This is a genomic window from Rhodococcus sp. 14-1411-2a (assembly GCF_002259485.1).
Classification (GTDB): Bacteria; Actinomycetota; Actinomycetes; order Mycobacteriales; family Mycobacteriaceae; genus Rhodococcoides.
Window position 1 is genome coordinate 309,200 of the sequence record NZ_NPGA01000019.1, and the last position, 18,265, is coordinate 327,464.

Below are 18,265 nucleotides of genomic sequence, written 5' to 3' on the forward strand. Positions count from 1 at the left end.
CACCACCTGGAAAGTCTGCTGAGAGTTTCACGAAGTGAGACCGAATTCACGATGTAACACAGATTTAACTCCGTTTGCTTACTCTCGCGTTCATGGATCGTCAAAAGGAATTCGTGCTCCGGACCCTCGAAGAGCGCGACATTCGTTTCGTCCGCCTCTGGTTCACCGACGTCCTCGGGTACCTCAAGTCGGTGGCCATCGCCCCCGCCGAGCTCGAAGGGGCTTTCGACGAGGGAATCGGTTTCGACGGTAGCGCCATCGAAGGATTCGCTCGCGTGTCCGAGGCCGACACCGTGGCCAAGCCCGATCCGTCGACGTTCCAGATTCTGCCGTGGTCCACCAGCAAGGGCCACCAGCACTCGGCGCGGATGTTCTGCGACATCGCCATGCCCGACGGCTCGCCGTCCTGGGCCGACTCGCGCCACGTGCTGCGTCGCCAGTTGAGCAAGGCCGCGGACCTCGGGTTCAGCTGCTACGTGCACCCCGAGATCGAATTCTTCCTGCTCAAGGACGCCCCGCAGGACGGCTCACCGCCGACCCCGGCCGACAACGGCGGTTACTTCGACCAGGCCGTCCACGACTCGGCTCCGAACTTCCGCAGGCACGCCATCGACGCGCTCGAATCGATGGGAATCTCGGTCGAGTTCAGCCACCACGAGGCCGCACCCGGCCAGCAGGAGATCGACCTCCGCTACGCCGACGCACTGTCGATGGCCGACAACATCATGACCTTCCGCTACGTGGTCAAGGAGGTTGCCATCGAAGAGGGTGTGCGCGCGACGTTCATGCCCAAGCCGTTCAGCGACCAGGCCGGCTCGGCGATGCACACGCACATGAGCCTGTTCGAGGGCGATGCCAACGCGTTCCACAACCCGGACGATCCGATGCAGCTCTCGGAGACCGGCAAGTCGTTCATCGCCGGCATCCTCGAACACGCCAACGAGATCAGCGCCGTGACCAACCAGTGGGTCAACTCCTACAAGCGACTCGTGCGCGGCGGCGAAGCACCGACCGCTGCATCCTGGGGACCGGCGAACCGCTCGGCACTGATCCGCGTGCCGATGTACACCCCGAACAAGGCATCCTCGCGGCGCGTCGAGATCCGTAGCCCGGACTCGGCCTGCAACCCGTACCTGGCATTCGCGGTGCTGCTCGCGGCCGGTCTTCGCGGAATCGAGAAGGGCTACACCCTGCCGCCCGAGGCCGAGGAAGACGTGTGGGCGTTGACCTCCGCCGAGCGTCGCGCCATGGGGTACAAGGAGCTACCGGGCAACCTCGATCAGGCCTTGAACGCGATGGAAGGCTCCGAACTGGTCGCCGAAGCACTGGGCGAGCACGTCTTCGACTTCTTCCTCCGCAACAAGCGTCGCGAGTGGGAGGAATACCGCAGTCACGTCACGCCGTACGAGCTGAAGGCCTACCTGGGTCTTTAACAGCACGGCGTCGTCATGGGCTACGTTCTACTCGATCCTTCAATGGTAGTTCCGATGCCGACGCGAGCACCCTCGCGCCGCTGTGTACTGACGACGAGGTAATTCTGTGGCATCCCGAGGTGGATTGTAGATGGTGCGTCCTCCGACCTCCAGATCCGTCGTTCCCGGACCGGGCCGTCTCGGCCTCGTCGAAGAAACTGCGCCGTCCGACCTGCGCACCCTCGGTTGGACGGGGGAGGAAAGCCTCGAGCTGCTGTGGTCGCTCTCCCGTGCGCCCAACGCGGACCTCGCACTGCGGACCCTGGTGCGGATGTACGAAGTGCTCGGTGCCGGGTGGGCCGAGTTCGACTCTGCACTGCGCACCGACAAGGGCTTCCGCGGACGCATCCTCGGTCTCGTCGGGGCTTCGAGTGCGCTCGCCGATCATCTGGTTGCCGACGACAGCACCTGGCGTCTGCTGCTGACCAAGGAAGGTCAGAGCAGCGGAGTCTCGGCGAAGATCGAGTTACCCACCAAAGCCACCCTGGTCGCGGAACTGCTCGAGGCCGTCGGGGCCGAACCCGAGACCGGCCCCAATGCCGCACCGGACCTGTACCGCGCGACCGTCACAGGACCGCCCGCGGTGATCGCGCTGCGCAAGAAGTACCGCGACCAGATCATGGTGCTGGCGGCATACGACCTCGCCGCGACCGTCGAGAACGAACCCGTCCTGCCGTACACGGTGGTCGGGTCGCAACTGTCCGACATGGCCGACGCTGCGCTCACCGCTGCACTGGCGGTGGCGGTGGCCACCGTGTGCCCGGACGCTCCGTGTCCGACGCGTCTGGCCGTCGTCGCGATGGGCAAATGCGGTGCGCGCGAACTCAATTACGTCTCCGACGTCGATGTCGTGTTCGTCGCCGAGCCCGCCGACTCGCAGGCGAGCCGCATCGCCGGTGAGATGATGCGCATCGGATCCTCGGCGTTCTTCGAGGTGGACGCGGCGCTGCGGCCGGAGGGCAAACGCGGCGAGCTGGTCCGCACCTTGGATTCGCATGTTGCCTACTACAAGCGCTGGGCCAAGACCTGGGAGTTCCAGGCTCTGCTCAAAGCCCGCCCGATGACCGGCGACATCGCGCTCGGCAACGATTACGTCGACGCGGTCAACCCGATGGTGTGGTTGGCCAGCCAGCGCGAGGACTTCGTGCCCGAGGTGCGCGCGATGCGGCGTCGCGTCGAGGAAATGGTGCCGCCGGAGCTCCGCGAGCGCGAGATCAAACTCGGACGCGGCAGCCTGCGGGACGTCGAATTCGCCGTCCAGCTCCTGCAATTGGTGCACGGTCGAACCGACGAGTCGCTGCGCGTTCTCGGCACGACCGATGCACTGACCGCACTCACCGAGGGCGGCTACGTGGGCCGCGACGATGCCGCGAACCTGACGGCCTCCTACGAGTTTCTCCGGCTGATCGAGCACCGCCTGCAGATGCAGCGAATGCGTCGCACACACACCCTGCCTCCTCAGGACGACGAGGAAGCCCTGCGGTGGCTGGCCCGTTCGGCGCACATGCGACCCGACGGCAACCGCGACGCTCTCGGCGTGCTGAACGCCGAGATCAAGCGCAATGCGCAGCGCATCCGCCGGTTGCACGCCAAGCTCTTCTACCGGCCGTTGCTCGACTCGGTGGTCAAGTTCGACTCCGAGACGGTGCGTCTGACGCCCGACGCCGCGACGCGTCAGCTCGCTGCGCTCGGCTACGCGACACCGCAGAATGCGTTGGGCCATCTGCGTGCGCTCGTCGGCTCCGGCACCCGGCGCGGTCAGATTCAGGCCGTGCTGCTTCCTACGCTGCTCGAATGGCTTGCCGATACCCCCGACCCCGACGCCGGACTGCTCAACTACCGCAGGCTGTCCGAATCGGCGGGGGAGCAGACGTGGTTCCTGCGCGTGCTGCGCGACGAAGGCGCAGTGGCACAGCGCCTGATGATCGTGCTCGGCTCCTCGGCCTATGTCCCGGACTTGCTGATCAAGGCCCCCGAGGTCATTCGGTTGTTCGCCGACGGACCCACCGGCCCGCGGCTGCTGGACGCCGAACCCGAAGAGACCTACCGTGCGATCCTGGCATCCTCGGCGCGCTACGAGGACCCGGTTCGAGCCATCAACGCAGCCAGGGCACTTCGACGGCACGAGCTCGCAAGGGTGGCGTCGGCCGACATCCTCGGCATGCTGGACGTCCCTCAGGTGTGCCGGGCCTTGTCCTCGGTCTGGGCCGCCGTCATCAATGCCGCCCTGGCCGCTGCCATCAGAGCCAGCGAGATCGAGCGCGGGGAACCGGCACCGGCAACTCTGGCCGTCATCGGCATGGGTCGCCTCGGCGGCGGTGAGCTCGGCTACGGCAGCGACGCCGACGTGCTGTTCGTCTGCGATCCGGTCGACGGTGCCGACGAGACCGTTGCGGTCAAGTGGGCGAACACCATTGCCGATCGCATCCGCAAACTGCTCGGCGCGCCCAGCACCGACCCGCCCCTCGAGGTCGACACCGGTCTGCGACCGGAAGGGCGAAGCGGACCGGTGGTGCGCACCCTGTCGTCGTACGCCGCGTACTACTCGCAGTGGGCTCAGGCCTGGGAAGTGCAGGCTCTGCTGCGCGCACACCAGGTGGCCGGCGACCAGGATCTCGGAATCCGATTCCTGCTGATGGCCGACAAGGTGCGCTACCCCGAGGGCGGCGTGTCCGCCGATGCGGTCCGCGAAATCCGACGCATCAAGGCGCGCATCGACTCCGAGCGTCTACCCAAGGGGGCCGACCCCTCCACCCACACCAAGCTCGGACGTGGGGGACTGGCAGACATCGAGTGGACCGTCCAGCTCATCCAGCTCAGATACGCGCACAAGGTCCTGACGCTGCACAACACCTCGACTCTGCAGTCACTCGACGCCATCGGCGCAGCCGAGCTCATGAGCGAAACCGACGTCGAATTGCTCAGGGAGGCGTGGATTCTCGCAACCAAGGCCCGCAACGCGCTGGTCCTGGTGCGCGGTAAGCCCACCGATCAGCTGCCGCGACCGGGAGCTGTGCTGTCCGCAGTCGCGCAGGTAGCGGGTTGGGAGAACGGCGATGCCGGAGCGTTCCTCGACAACTACCTACGAGTGACGCGTCGAGCAAAGGCAGTGGTGGAGAGGACGTTCGGCGGGAACTAGTCCCCGTCTGCCTCTAATCACTTCCGACGGTGACGAATCCCTGCTGAACCATCCAGTCCCGTGCGACGTCCGCAGGCTCGCGTCCGTCGATGTCGACCTGCTTGTTCAGCTCGGAAATGGCCTCGTTGGTCAACGCGGCCGAGATCGGTGCGGTCACCTCGGCGATCTCGGGGTACTGATCGGCGACCTCCTGGCGGATGATGACGGTCGCGTTGTAGCGCGGGAAGAACGACTTGTCGTCTTCGACGACCGTCAGATTCAGGCCCTTGATACGTCCGTCGGTGGTGAACACCTCACCGAATCGGCACTGAGCGCCCTCGGCCGTGGCCTGATAGATGACGCCGGTCTGCAGAATCTGCACCGGCAACGTGCTGGCGTCGAACCCGTAGGTGGCGGCGAGGCCTGGCAACCCGTCCTGACGACTGTTGAACTCGGTCTCCACACACAGTGCTGCCGCGGCGGGGTCGCTGTTCACCAGCGCCGCGTAGTCGGACAGGGTGCGGACTCCGGTCTCCTGCGCCACCTGTTGATTCATCGCCAGCGCGTACGTGTTGTCCATCGGGGCCGGATTGACCCAGTCGATGCCATTGGCCTTGTCGGCGTCGCGCACGGCCTCGAATTGCTCGGTGGCGTCGGGAATGGGGGTTTCGTTGCCCAGGAAGTTGATCCATCCGGTACCGGTGTACTCGTAGGCGACGTCCACCTGACCGCTCTGCATGGCCAGACGCACACTTTGCGATCCGGCGATGTTGGTCAGATCCCGTACGTCGGCTCCGGCCGCGCTCAACGCGAATTCGAGGATGTAGCCGAGGATGATCTGCTCGGTGAAGTCCTTGGATCCCACGGTGAACTGGGCACCTTCGAGGCCGGGGAGCGGGGTGATGCTTCCCGGCTCGACCGACAACGGCATGGCACCGCCGGATTGCAATCCGCATCCCGAGAGCGCCAGGGTTGCCGCGGCGCACAGGGCCGCGAGTCGTCGAGTGGTGCGCCGCATCAGCGGAGTCCTTTCGGTCCGAGGAATGCCTCGGCGAGTGCGCCCAGCCAGTCGACCAGCAGTGCGAGAGCAACAGCAAGAACTGCTCCCACCACCAGAATGATCGGCTGGTTGAGCTTGTAGCCGGTATCGATCAACACGCCCAAACCGCCCGCTCCGACGAGGAAACTCAGGGTCGCGGTGCCCACAGCCAACACCAGCGAGGTCCGCAGACCCGCGAGAATGAACGGAACCGCGAGGGGAAACTCGATGCGCCGCAGGATGCCCATGTTCGACATGCCCTGTCCGCGTGCGGCATCGATGTAGTTCGGGTCCACCGTCTGGAAGCCCAGCATGGTGTTCCGCAGAACCGGGAGCAGCGAGTAGAACGCGATGGGCAGAACGCCGGCAGTGAATCCGGTCCATCCGGTGGCCAGGAACAACAGAACGAGCAGTCCGACGGCCGGCGCTGCCTGACCGATGTTGGCGATACCGATGAACAACGGAGCCAGCTTCCGATACCCGGGCCGCGTCAGCAGAATTCCGAGCGGCACCGCGATGGCGAGTACGAGTGCCGTCACGACGAACGTGATCGCCACGTGCTCGCGGACGGCGGTGGTGATGCTGCCGGCGTTGAGGGTGCCCGACTGGGTGGCGGTCAGGTCCCGGCTGAACGTGTAGACCAAGAGCACGGCCACTATGACGAGGATGACCACGGGCTGGATGAGTAGCCGGAGTCGCTCGGCCCGCTTGGCGGCGCGCGCGGTGTCCTTCGTGGTTTCGCCGGCGTCGGCGAGTGCGGTCACGACGGCGTCCCGACGTCGCTGCGCGCCTCGTCGTGATCGTTGGCGTGCTGAGACCGCAGGGATTTGATGGTGTCGATCAACACGTCGATCGTCACGGTGCCGACGTACTCGCCGCGGTTGCCGGTCACGGTGGCCGTCGCATTGCCCTCGGAGAGAAGAGCTTCGAGGGCGTCCTGAAGGGTGGACTGCGTCGAGACCATCTCGCCCATCGGCACACCGACGTCGCGCAGGCTGCCGACCCCCACGAGGTGGCGGCGATCGGTCCAGCGAAGCGGCCGCTTGCGCGCGTCGAGGATGATTCCCCACGCCTCCGGATCGGAGCCGAGAGCGGTGTTCATCGTCTCCACCGAATCGTCCTCGCCGAAGACTGGAACGTCGGACAGTTCGATGTCGCGTACGCGCATCAGGGTCAGCTGCTTCAACGCGGCCCCGGCCCCGACGAATCCGGCGACGGTGTCGTCGGCGGGGTTGGCGAGAACGGCCTCGGGGGTGTCGTACTGGAGAATCGTCGATTGGTTTCCGAGCACCGCGATTCGATCGCCGAGCTTGACGGCCTCGTCGAAATCGTGGGTCACGAACACGATGGTCTTGCCCAGCTCCGCCTGCAGCCGCATCAACTCGTCCTGCAACAGTCCTCGCGTGATCGGATCGACCGCGCCGAAGGGCTCATCCATCAACAGCACCGGGGGATCGGCGGCGAGAGCGCGGGCGACACCGACACGCTGCTGCTGGCCACCGGAGAGCTGACGCGGATAGCGCTGGCGGTACACGGCAGGGTCGAGCCCCACGAGATCGAGCATCTCGTCGGTGCGATCGTCGATGCGTTTCTTGTTCCATCCGATGAGCCCGGGCACCATGCCGACGTTCTGCGCGATCGTCATGTGCGGGAACAGACCCGCCTGCTGGATGGAATAGCCGATGGTGCGACGCAACTCGTTGGGGTCGATCGAGAGCGCATCCTTTCCACCGATCGTGATGCGGCCCGACGTCGGTTCGATGAGCCGATTGATCATGCGCATCGTCGTCGTCTTGCCGCAGCCCGAGGGCCCGACCAGAACGACGACCTCGCCGGCAGGAATCGTCATGGACACGTTGTCCACCGCGGCGAGCTTCTGCCCCGGGTAGCTCTTGGTCACGTTCTCGAGCACGATTTCCGCGCCGGAGACGTTGGATGTACGGGTCGAGTCACTCACGGATACCCCTCGAGGTGGTCAGTTTGCCGATCAACACGTAGATCCCGTCCAGGATCAACGCCAGCAGGACGATCAGGACAGTGCCGGTGAGGGCCTGCGGTAGGGCTGTGGGGCTTCCTACGCGAGCGAGCCCGGAGAACAACAGGTTGCCCAGGCCAGGGCCTTTCGCGTACGCAGCGATGGCCAGGATGCCCATGGCCATCTGTGTGCTGATCCGCATCCCGGTCAGAATCGACGGCCAGGCGAGAGGGATTTCTATGCGTCGCAGCACCAGCGTGCGACTCATTCCGATACCGCGGGCGGCGTCGGCGACAGCCGGATCGACTGCAGCGAGACCCACCACGGTGTTGCGAATGATCGGCAGCAGCGAATACAGAACCAACGCGGTCACCGTCGGCCGAACGCCCAATCCCATGATGGGGATGAGAACTCCCAGCAGCGCGAACGAGGGGATCGTCAGGATCGTGCTCGCGAGAGCCGTCGCGATCGCCGACCCAGCGGGGCTGCGGTAGACCAGAACACCGATCGCGACACCGATGACGGTGGCGATGACGACGCACTGAACGACGGCCGAGACGTGCAAATAGGAGTCGATCGCCAACTGCCTTCGCCGTCCGACGATGAATTCCCACAGTGCATCCATGCAGTTGCGTCCTCTGTTCGCCCGTAGCGGATAAATACCTTTACCCCGCGTACCGACAATCAAACGCCGACCGGTCTGAATTCTTCGTCGATTGCCGTAAGCGTTGCCGATCGGTTACTGCCCGGGAACGCAACAACGCCCGGCCGAAAGGATTCGGCCGGGCGTTGTCAGCGTGAAATCAGACGATCACACGTCGTAGTACAGCGAGAACTCGTACGGGTGCGGACGCAGGTTCACCGGAGCGATTTCCTGCTCGCGCTTGAGCGAGATCCAGGTCTCGATCAGGTCGGTGGTGAAGACGCCACCCTCGGTGAGGTAGTCGTGATCGGCCTCGAGCCGGTCGATCACGGCATTCAGCGAGGTAGGTGCCTGAGGAATGTTCTTGGCTTCCTCGGGCGGCAACTCGTAGAGATCCTTGTCGACCGGAGCCATCGGCTCGATCTTGTTCTTGATTCCGTCCAGACCCGCCATCATCTGAGCGGCGAAGTTCAGGTACGGGTTACCCGAGGAGTCCGGCGCACGGAACTCGAGGCGCTTGGCCTTCGGGTTGTTGCCGGTGATCGGGATACGCACCGCAGCGGAGCGGTTGCGCTGGCTGTAGACCAGGTTGATGGGGGCCTCGTAGCCCGGCACCAGACGGTGGTACGAGTTGATCGTCGGGTTGGTGAACGCCAGCAGCGACGGCGCGTGGTGCAGGATGCCGCCGATGTAGTGGCGAGCGAGATCCGACAGTCCGGCGTATCCGGCCTCGTCGTGGAAGAGAGGCTTGCCGTCCTTCCACAGGGACTGGTGCACGTGCATACCCGAGCCGTTGTCGCCGAACAGCGGCTTCGGCATGAACGTCGCGGACTTGCCGTTCTGCCATGCGGTGTTCTTGACGATGTACTTGAACAGCTGCAGGTCGTCCGCTGCGCGAAGCAGCGTGTTGAACTTGTAGTTGATCTCCTGCTGGCCGCCGGTGCCGACCTCGTGGTGCGCACGCTCGAGCTCGAAGCCAGCGTTCTGCAGGTTGGTCGAGATCTGGTCGCGCAGGTCGACGTAGTGGTCGTACGGAGCGACGGGGAAGTAGCCACCCTTGAAACGCACCTTGTAACCGAGGTTCGGGCTGCCGTCGGCCTCGGTCTCGGCTCCGGTATTCCACCAACCCGAGGACGAGTCGACCTCGTAGAACGCGCCGTTCGCCTGCGAATCGAAGCGCACGGAATCGAAGATGTAGAACTCGGCCTCGGCACCGAAGTAAGCGGTGTCGGCGATGCCGGTGCTCGCCAAGTACTCCTCGGCCTTACGTGCGACGTTGCGCGGGTCGCGGCTGTAGGCCTCACGCGTGAACGGGTCGTGAACGAAGAAGTCGATGTTCAGCGTCTTCGCATTGCGGAAGGGATCGACCTGAGCGGTGGCGTAGTCCGGAAGCAGAATCATGTCGGACTCGTGAATGGACTGGAAGCCGCGGACGGACGAGCCGTCGAACGCGAGGCCGTCTTCCAGTGTGTCTGCCGTGAACGCCTTGGCGGCGATCGAGAAGTGCTGCTGTGCACCCGGCAAATCCGTGAACCGGATGTCGACGTATTCGATTCCTTCATCTGCGATGAACTTGATGACCTCTTGGGCCGTGGAAAACGCCACGCTTTTGCTCCTTTGTTGAGTCCGTCGACCTGACGGTATGGACTTGGTGTTGCCCGCCCGTCAAGCTCGTGTTTCGCCCGTGTTACACGTCCTGGCTCACGACTGGCACGGACAACAGTACGTCCAGGTGTTTTCCCGTGTGCCCGACCGCGCCTATCCTTGAAATCATGGCACGAATGACAGGGTCCTGGTTGTCCGGACCGGCCTCGGCGAACCCACGTGAACCCCAGAACTTCCGTGGGGAGGAGTTGGGTCTGCCGCAGCAGGGCGTCGGATCGCTGGCAGGTACCGGACGCAGAGTCCTCGCGCTGGTGCTGGATTGGACGATGGCCACCGGCGTGGCGTCGCTGATTCTCGGCGGATACACCACCAGTGGCCTGATCTCGACGATCGTGCTGGCCGTGTGGTTCGGAGTGGGACTGGTGAGCGTCTCACTGTTCTCGTTCACCCCGGGGCAGTTCGTCGTCGGTGTTCAGGTGGCACGCATCGACGCCAACGCGCGGGTCGGCTTCGTCCGCGCCCTGGTGCGCCAGTTGATTCTGCTGTTCGTCGTCCCGGCCGTCGTGACCGACATGGACGGCCGAGGAATGCACGACCGCGCAACGGGAACAGCCCTGCTGCGGACCCGCTGAGGGGTCGTCGCACCAGGGCTGTTTCGAGTGGTCGTGAGTGCTAGCGGCGCTTCATGGTCCGCTGAACGCCCTTCATCTTGGCTCCGCCGGGAATGGGTCCCTTCGGCATCGCCGGGCCTCCCTTGGTGCCGAGTGCGGACAGCCGCGACTCGATGGTGTCCATGCGCTTGCCGTCGATGTTCTTCGGCAACTTCGACAGGTACTTCTGCAGACCCGACAGCGGAATCTGGTTCTCCTCGTTGCCGACGATGATGTCGTAGATCGGAGTGTCGCCCACCAAGCGGGCGGTCTTCTTCTTCTCCTGAGCCAACAACGACTTCACGCGGTGCGGAGCACCCTCGGCCACGAGGATGACACCGGGCTTGCCGATCACACGATGCACGGCGTCGAGGTGGGTGGTTCCGGCGATCGCGTTGGTCACCCGCCACGACCCCTGCAGATTGTCCAGGGCCCACGCGGCCGCTCCGGCCTGGCCGTCGGCCTTCTTGTACACCGACTTCTGCACGCGGCGACCGAAGATGATGAACGCAACCAGGACTCCCAGGAGCAGTCCGATGGGGAGCAGGAACCACTGGAAACCGAAGGCCAGGCCGATGAGGAATCCGAGGAGCCCCAGCCCGACCACCGACCCGATCATCAGCGGCAGGAGAACCTTGTCGTCCTTGCGCTGCATCTGAAACGCCTGCCAGAGCTGCTTGCGCCGTTCCCTCGATGCCTGCTTGCGCGCCGCCTTGGCAGCCGCTTTTGCTTCCTTGCTGGGCTTTGCTGCTTTGCCAGCCTTACTGCCGTTCGCCATACCTCACAGGATACGTCCTGTGCCGACGCTCACTCGCACCGCTCCGGATTGGGAACGACGATCAGCGCGCGGCCAGACGAGCCATCAACGAGCTGGCCTCCTGAGAGGCCTCGCCACCATCGGTCAGGTGGCTCATGCTCTCGGGCAATTCACGGCCGTGATGCGCCATGGCCTGTGCGTAGAGGCGTCCGGCGCGGTACGAGGAGCGGACCAACGGACCGGCCAGCACACCGGCGAACCCGATCTCGGTGGCGTAATCGGAGTGCTCGACGAACTCTTCCGGCTTGACCCAACGCTCGACCGGGTGGTGGCGCGGCGACGGGCGCAGGTACTGGGTGATGGTCAGGATGTCGCAACCGGCCTCGTGCAGGTCACGAATGGCTTCCTGCACCTCTTCCGGGGTCTCACCCATGCCGAGGATCAGATTCGACTTGGTGACCAGACCGTCGTCGCGGGCCGCGGTGATGACGTCCATCGACCGCTGGTACCGGAAGGCGGGGCGGATGCGCTTGAAGATGCGCGGCACCGTCTCGACGTTGTGCGCCAACACCTCGGGACGGGAGGAGAACACCTCGGCCAGCTGATCCGGCTTGGCGTTGAAATCCGGGATCAACAGCTCGACGCCGGTGTTGGGGTTCAGCTTCTTGATGTACCGCACCGTCTCGGCGTACAGCCACGCGCCGCCGTCCTCGAGATCGTCCCGAGCGACGCCGGTGATCGTGGAGTAGCGCAGACCCATGGCCTGCACGCTCTCCGCCACCCGGCGCGGCTCGTCTCGATCGAGGTCCTCCGGCTTGCCGGTGTCGATCTGACAGAAATCGCAACGGCGGGTGCATTGCTCACCGCCGATGAGGAAGGTCGCTTCGCGATCTTCCCAGCATTCGTAGATATTGGGGCAGCCGGCTTCCTCGCACACCGTGTGCAGACCTTCACGCTTCACAAGACCCTTGAGCTCGGTGTATTCCGGGCCCATCTTCGCTTTGGTCTTGATCCAGTTGGGTTTGCGTTCGATGGGGGTCTCCGCGTTTCGGATCTCGAGGCGGAGCAGCTTGCGTCCTTCTGGGGCCACAGTCACAGAGTCGATGCTACGCGCCGAAGCGGACCGTGGTGAACTGCGGGTTGATCGACGCACTAGTGACGGCCGGATGTTCGATCTCGTGATCCCGCACGGGCATCGACCCGTCCAGCGCGGCCAGAACGGCCTCGGTGACAGCAGCGGTTACCTCGCCGACGGTGACGTCTCGGCCCAGCTCCAGCGACAGCGACGTCACACCCGCATCGGCGATGCCACACGGGACGATCGCATCGAAGCCGGTCATGGCGGCGTTGCAGTTCAGTGAGAATCCGTGCAGCGTCACCCCACGCTGAACGCGTACTCCGATGGCGGCGATCTTGCGTTCGGGAAGCCACGCGCCGTCGCGCATCTCGGCTGCCAACCACACTCCCGATCGGCCGTCGACGCGTCCGCAGGCGATGCCGTACCCGGACACGACGGAGATCAGAGCTTCCTCGATCCGGCGCACGTACTTGACGACGTCGATCGGCTGCTCGAGCTTCACGATGGGATAACCCACCAGTTGGCCCGGACCGTGCCAGGTGATCTTGCCGCCACGATCGACCTCGACGACGGGAGTGCCGTCCCGCGGCATGTCTTCCTCGGCAGTGCGCCGCCCTGCCGTGTAGACGGACGGATGCTCGAGCAGCAGCAGCGTATCGGATCCGACGCCGTCCGCCCGGGCACCGGCCAGCTCGCGCTGCAGTGCCCAGGCCTCGGTGTACTCGACGGTGCCCAACTCGCGGACCACCATCGGTTCGGAGCTCGCGCGCGCCGACACTACGGCCGACGAAGAGTTCGCATCACTCATGAATCGGAACGGTACGCCGCGTCAGGAGCCGACGGCCACCCGCAGTGCCTCTCCCACGGTGTTGTGCTCGAAGGTGTAGCCCGCGTCCTCGAGAGCCTTCGGAATTGCCCGTGGCCCGGTGAGAATGGCCTCCTCGGCAAATTCTCCGATCACCGCCTTCAGTGCGAAGCCGGGGACGACCCAGGGGGCCGGACGGTGCACCGCGCGCGACATCGCACTGTTGAACTGCGCGTTGGTCACCGGAGTGGGACCGACCATGTTGACCGGGCCACGCAGGGAGTCGTTCTCGATGCCGTGGACGATGGCGCCGATCTCGTCCTCGAGAGAGATCCACGGGAAGTACTGGCGGCCACTGCCGAGCCGCCCGCCGAGCGCGAACAGATACAGCGGCCGAAGCTTGCCCAACATGCCGCCGCGCTGCGACAGCACGACACCGCTGCGCAGCATGATCGTGCGAACACCCGCGTCCGACGCCGCAGACGTGGCGTTCTCCCAATCACGACAGACCTCGGCCAGGAACCCCTCACCGACCGGGGCTGTCTCGTCGACCACCCGATCGCCCGTGTCGCCGTAGAAGTTGACGCCACTCGCGTTGATCAGAGTGGGCACACCCGCGTCGGCGGCAGCCCCGGCGAGTACTTCGGTGGGAGCGATGCGGCTGTCCCGCACCAACTGCTTGTACGCACCGGACCATCTCTTGTCACCGATTCCGACACCACAGAGGTTGACGATCGCGTCGGCTCCGTCGAGCGCGGCCGCATCGACGCTTCCGCGCGATGGATCCCACTGCGACTCGTCGGGTCCGGCCGGTGATCTCCTAACCAGGCGGGTGACGTCGTGGCTACGGCCCCGCAGCGCTGCGACCAGGGCCGTGCCGATCAAACCTGATGAACCTGCAATGACTACGCGCATGTGAACGAAAGCCTCCTTGACGCAAACGGGGCATCATTCGCGAACGAATGATGCCCCGGATGCACGGTTCGTGCCCCTCTTTTCGAGACTCCGATGCGAATGTTTCGCGCTCTCACCAGAATACGTGAGAGTCGTGATTCGCCGGTTGCCTACAGGCCGAGATCGGCCTCGAACGACGCTACTTCGAGACGCTGCTTGATCGTCGTGAGGAAGCGTCCCGCATCGGCTCCGTCCACCAGGCGGTGGTCGTAGGTGAGCGGCAGGTAGCACATCGAGCGAACACCGATCGACTCGTTGCCCGAGTCGTCCTTGACGACGACCGGACGCTTGACGATTGCGCCCGTGCCCAGCATGGCGGCCTGCGGCGGAACCAGGATCGGGGTGTCGAACAATGCACCCTGGCTGCCGATGTTGGTGATCGTGAACGTGCCACCGGACAGCTCGTCGGGCTTGAGCCCACCCGAGCGTGCACGGGTGGCGATGTCGTTGATCGCCCGAGCCAGCCCGGCGAGCGACAGGTCGCCCGCATTGTGGATGACGGGGGAGAGCAGACCCTGCTCGGTGTCCACGGCGATACCGAGGTGGACATCGGCGTGGTACGTGATCTCCTTGGCTTCCTCGTTGATGCTCGCGTTGACGTTGGGGTGCGCCTTCAGAGCTTCGACGACGGCCTTCGCGAAGAACGGCAGGTACGTCAGGTTGACGCCCTCGTTCTCGGCGAACTTCGCCTTCGCCTTCGTCCGCAGACCGGCGATCTTGGTGACGTCCACCTCGAAGGTCTGGGTGAGCTGTGCAGAGGTCTGCAGCGACTCACGCGTCTTCTTCGCGGTGATCTGCCGGATCCGGTTGATCTTCTGCGTGGTGCCACGAAGATGCGCGAGCTCGGGACGAACACCGGCCGTGGCCGGCGCAGCGGGCTTGGCGGCCGCGGCGGGCGCAGCCTCGGCGGGCGGAGCAGCCGGAGCCTTCTTGGCCTCGGCAGCAGCGAGCACATCCTGCTTGCGGATGCGTCCACCGACACCGGTGCCCTTGACCGTCGACAGGTCGACATCGTTGTCCGACGCCAGCTTCCGAACCAACGGCGTGACGTACGGGCTGGAATCACCCGACGGTGCCGACTCCTTGGCGGGAGCAGCCTTCGGAGCCTCCTTCTTGGGCTCTTCCTTCTTCGGCTCTTCGGCCTTGGGGGCTTCGGGCTCCGGGGTGGCCTCGGGCTCGGGGGCCTTCTCGGCCGGCGATCCCGATCCGATGACGGCGAGCTGGCCACCGACGGCGACCGTGTCGTCTTCCTCGGCGGAGATCTCGAGCAGAGTTCCGGCGACCGGAGACGGGATCTCGGTGTCGACCTTGTCGGTGGAGACCTCGAGCAGTGGTTCGTCGACAGCAACCTCGTCGCCGACGGCCTTGAGCCAACGGGTCACGGTGCCCTCGGTGACGGACTCGCCCAACTCGGGCATCGTCACCGGGGTGCCTGATCCGGACGAGTCGGACGATGCACTCGCTGCGGGTGCCTCCTCCTCGGCCTGTGCCTCGGGCTCGGCTGCGGGAGTGGGCTCCTCGGCAGCTTCCTCGGGTGCCGACTCCTCGGCGGGCGCAGCTTCCTCGGCCGGCGCGTCGGACGAGGGAGCCTCGCCTGCGTCACCGATCTGGGCGAGCTCGCCACCGATCTCGACGGTGTCGTCTTCCTGAGCGACGATCTTGGTCAGAACACCGGCTGCAGGCGACGGGATCTCGGTATCGACCTTGTCCGTGGAGACTTCGAGCAATGGCTCGTCGACTTCGACGGTGTCGCCTTCTTGTTTGAGCCACCTCGTGACAGTTCCCTCGGTGACGCTCTCACCAAGAGCTGGCATCTGGACGGAGAAGGCCATGTCTGTTGACTCCTCGACAGTTGTGTGCGGGTGATGTGGTTCGACGACTCGTGGTCGCAGACCATTGTGCTGGCGGAACAGGGTTCATGGACGAGAGTTGCGTGATTCGGTTCGACGGAGGCGCCGGTGCACAAGACACCGATCGAGCGTGTTCGGCTCGACACAGCGCCCACGTAGACACTCCCTCTCGGCAATTCACTTACTCACTTCACGAGCCTTGGTTCACTATCAAGAGAGCTGAACCCTCTAATGTCATCCTTCCATTGTTATCGCCTCGCCGTTCCCCTAGGGCGTTCAACACGCCTGGCAAACTGGCGGGTAACAACATTCCGGCACCCGAACCGGTGATCCATCGGCCGTACGAAAAGGATGTTCTCGTGGGATTGTTCGATCGACTCAAACGAAGCGGCGGGTCCGCGAAACGTGGCCCCGAGGGGTCGGTTGCCCAGTACCTGGCCGATTGGACGGCCGCTCGAATCGGTGTCGAGGCCTACGTCGAGCCGAAGACGACGGTGACCCCGCTGACGGTGGTGCTCGTCGCGAACGACGGCGAGTGGACCCGTCGGCCGCTGGATGAAAAATATGCACGAAAGATCGGACGCGACCTGAAGATGCCGGTCTACGACGTGCGCAAGACCGGCTACCCCCAGCGCATGCGCGATCACGACGCTCGCCAGAAGATCATCAAGAAGCGCGAACAGCAGCAGCGCGATCTCTGACCGAAATCCGTGCGTGCAGATTCGGATCCGTACGCACGGACTGTGCCATCAGCCGTTCTCGACGATGTCCTCGAGGACCGCGAACATCGTCCGTACGGGAACGCCGGTGCCGCCCTTGCCGGTGTACCCGAAGGGCCCGCCGGTGTTGTACGCCGGTCCCGCGACGTCGATGTGAGCCCATTCGACGCCCTCGGGGACGAACTCCTTCAAGAACAGCGCAGCGGCCAGCATTCCACCGGCGCGGCCGTTGGTGACGTTCGCCAGATCGGCCACCTTGGAATCGAGTTCACGTCGGATCTCTTTCGGCAACGGCATCGGCCACGCGTTCTCGCCGATGGCCTGAGAGATTTCGGCGACGCGGTCGCGGAAGTCCTCGGTGCCCATGACTCCTGGCGTCCGATTGCCGAGCGCGACCACCTGGGCCCCGGTCAGTGTCGCGGTGTCGATGAGGTAATCCGGATCGTCCTCGCAGGCACGCACGATCGCGTCGGCCAACACCAAGCGGCCTTCGGCGTCGGTGTTGATGACCTCCACGGTGATGCCGCCGTACTGGGTCAGTACGTCGCCCGGACGCTGCGCTGTGCCCGACGGCATGTTCTCGGCCATCGGCACCGTCGCGACGACGTCGAGCGGCAGATCGACCTTCGCGGCCAGGATCACCGTCGCGATGACCGCAGCCGCACCGCCCATGTCCGAGGTCATGTTCTCCATGCCCGCAGCGGGTTTGATGGAGATGCCGCCGGTGTCGAACGTGATGCCTTTGCCCACCAGGGCGACCTTCTTCGCGCCCCGCTTGCCGCCCGAGTGAGTCAGGCGAACCAGTCGGGGCAGGCGTGAAGAACCCTTGCCGACGCCGTAGATGCCGCCGTAGCCGTCCTTCTCCAGTGTCTTGTCGTCGAGGATCTCGACCTTCAGGCCTGCAGCCGTACCCAGCGCCTTCGCCTGCGCCGCGAACTCCTCAGGGTAGAGGTGACTCGGCGGAGTATTGACGAAATCACGTGCTACAGCAACGGATTCGGCAATGGCGATCGAGCGTGCCAGCTCGTTCTTCGCTTCCTTCGAGCGCGTGTCGGGCACGAGCAACTCGACGCGGGCGAGGGGAAGACCGTCCGCCTTCGGGGCCGAGAGCGAGGACTTGAACGCGGTGAACTGATACGCGCCGAGGAAGAACCCCTCCGCGGTCGCACCGAGATCGAGTGCCGACAACGTGGTCGCCACCGTATCGACGCCCTTCAGTGCACGAGCCGCGGTTCCGGCGGACTGCCGGATGCGCTCGCTGTCGATGTCGGCTGCGCTACCGAGGCCGACCGCCAGGACGCTGTCCACGGACAGGCCGGCCGGTGCCGGAATGCGCACCAGTTCATCGGCCTTGCCGGTGGCACCGACGGACTCGAAGGAATCGAGCAGCGCAGCAGCGACGGCGTCGTCGGAGATGTCGTCGGTGATGGCGAGCTCGAGGCCGTCGTCGCTGGTACTCAGCGCGACGACGAGAACGTCGACTTTCTTACCGAGCTTGCCCGCGAGGACCAGGTCGGGTCCGAGAGTGCGGGAAGGCGTCGAGGGTGAAGGCACGTGGCTGCTCCTGTAGGGGTTGACGTGTACGTACCTCGATCCTAAT

Annotated in this window: 15 protein-coding genes; 4 read left to right on the forward strand and 11 right to left on the reverse strand. The window is 64.9% G+C overall.

Annotated elements, in window-relative coordinates; translation table 11 throughout:
* Positions 1-92 precede the first annotated feature (92 nt).
* Both glnA (CH291_RS20140) and CH291_RS20145 read left to right on the forward strand, forming a co-directional pair.
* Positions 93-1,433 (forward strand): type I glutamate--ammonia ligase, encoded by a 1,341-nt coding sequence (glnA, locus tag CH291_RS20140; RefSeq protein ID WP_032379097.1) that lies wholly within the window; start codon positions 93-95, stop codon positions 1,431-1,433.
* A gap of 130 nt (positions 1,434-1,563) precedes the next feature.
* Positions 1,564-4,611 carry a bifunctional [glutamine synthetase] adenylyltransferase/[glutamine synthetase]-adenylyl-L-tyrosine phosphorylase gene (locus CH291_RS20145; RefSeq protein ID WP_094688452.1) on the forward strand — a complete coding sequence of 1,016 codons (3,048 nt, stop codon included), beginning with the start codon at positions 1,564-1,566 and terminating at the stop codon, positions 4,609-4,611.
* A 13-nt stretch (positions 4,612-4,624) separates the two neighbouring features.
* Here the strand turns inward: CH291_RS20145 and CH291_RS20150 are convergent, their stop codons facing one another.
* The 5 genes from CH291_RS20150 to glnA (CH291_RS20170) all read right to left on the reverse strand — a co-directional run bounded on the left by CH291_RS20150 (position 4,625) and on the right by glnA (CH291_RS20170) (position 9,852).
* Positions 4,625-5,608 carry a glycine betaine ABC transporter substrate-binding protein gene (locus CH291_RS20150; protein ID WP_094688453.1) on the reverse strand — a complete coding sequence of 328 codons (984 nt, stop codon included), beginning with the start codon at positions 5,606-5,608 and terminating at the stop codon, positions 4,625-4,627.
* The gene (locus CH291_RS20155; RefSeq protein WP_094640150.1) at positions 5,608-6,393 is read right to left on the reverse strand and encodes an ABC transporter permease; all 786 of its coding nucleotides are present in this window, start codon (positions 6,391-6,393) and stop codon (positions 5,608-5,610) included. Before CH291_RS20155 ends, CH291_RS20150 begins: the two co-directional genes overlap by 1 nt.
* Positions 6,390-7,586, reverse strand: coding sequence for an ABC transporter ATP-binding protein (locus CH291_RS20160; RefSeq protein WP_037192918.1), 1,197 nt, complete (start codon positions 7,584-7,586; stop codon positions 6,390-6,392). The genes CH291_RS20155 and CH291_RS20160 overlap by 4 nt, the downstream gene beginning before the upstream one ends.
* The gene (locus CH291_RS20165; protein WP_037192916.1) at positions 7,579-8,229 is read right to left on the reverse strand and encodes an ABC transporter permease; all 651 of its coding nucleotides are present in this window, start codon (positions 8,227-8,229) and stop codon (positions 7,579-7,581) included. The genes CH291_RS20160 and CH291_RS20165 overlap by 8 nt, the downstream gene beginning before the upstream one ends.
* A 186-nt stretch (positions 8,230-8,415) precedes the next feature.
* A complete protein-coding gene (gene glnA, locus CH291_RS20170; RefSeq protein ID WP_032368128.1) occupies positions 8,416-9,852 on the reverse strand; it encodes a type I glutamate--ammonia ligase in 1,437 nt (478 codons plus the stop codon).
* Between the two features lie 167 nt (positions 9,853-10,019).
* On the opposite strand from glnA (CH291_RS20170), the gene CH291_RS20175 reads away from it, so the two are divergent.
* Positions 10,020-10,484, forward strand: coding sequence for an RDD family protein (locus CH291_RS20175; protein WP_068052146.1), 465 nt, complete (start codon positions 10,020-10,022; stop codon positions 10,482-10,484).
* 40 nt (positions 10,485-10,524) lie between these two features.
* Here the strand turns inward: CH291_RS20175 and CH291_RS20180 are convergent, their stop codons facing one another.
* The 5 genes from CH291_RS20180 to sucB form a co-directional block, all read right to left on the reverse strand.
* Positions 10,525-11,280 carry a DUF4191 domain-containing protein gene (locus CH291_RS20180; RefSeq protein ID WP_094640148.1) on the reverse strand — a complete coding sequence of 252 codons (756 nt, stop codon included), beginning with the start codon at positions 11,278-11,280 and terminating at the stop codon, positions 10,525-10,527.
* 61 nt (positions 11,281-11,341) lie between these two features.
* Positions 11,342-12,355: a lipoyl synthase gene (gene lipA, locus CH291_RS20185; protein WP_176459221.1), complete on the reverse strand. Its 1,014-nt coding sequence runs from the start codon at positions 12,353-12,355 to the stop codon at positions 11,342-11,344.
* A 10-nt stretch (positions 12,356-12,365) separates the two neighbouring features.
* On the reverse strand, positions 12,366-13,145 hold the full coding sequence (gene lipB, locus CH291_RS20190; RefSeq protein ID WP_094688454.1) for a lipoyl(octanoyl) transferase LipB: 780 nt from the start codon (positions 13,143-13,145) through the stop codon (positions 12,366-12,368).
* A gap of 21 nt (positions 13,146-13,166) precedes the next feature.
* Positions 13,167-14,057: a TIGR01777 family oxidoreductase gene (locus CH291_RS20195; RefSeq protein ID WP_068052143.1), complete on the reverse strand. Its 891-nt coding sequence runs from the start codon at positions 14,055-14,057 to the stop codon at positions 13,167-13,169.
* 149 nt (positions 14,058-14,206) lie between these two features.
* Positions 14,207-15,928, reverse strand: coding sequence for a 2-oxoglutarate dehydrogenase, E2 component, dihydrolipoamide succinyltransferase (gene sucB / locus CH291_RS20200; protein WP_094688455.1), 1,722 nt, complete (start codon positions 15,926-15,928; stop codon positions 14,207-14,209).
* 377 nt (positions 15,929-16,305) lie between these two features.
* Here sucB and CH291_RS20205 point away from each other — a divergent pair, with 377 nt between their 5' ends.
* Complete coding sequence (locus CH291_RS20205) at positions 16,306-16,647, forward strand: oxidoreductase (protein WP_094688555.1); 342 nt, start codon at positions 16,306-16,308, stop codon at positions 16,645-16,647.
* Positions 16,648-16,695: 48 nt separating this feature from the next.
* Here CH291_RS20205 and CH291_RS20210 read toward each other — a convergent pair whose 3' ends face one another.
* Entirely contained in the window at positions 16,696-18,219 is a 1,524-nt protein-coding gene (locus tag CH291_RS20210) for a leucyl aminopeptidase (protein ID WP_094669849.1), read from the reverse strand.
* Positions 18,220-18,265 lie beyond the last annotated feature (46 nt).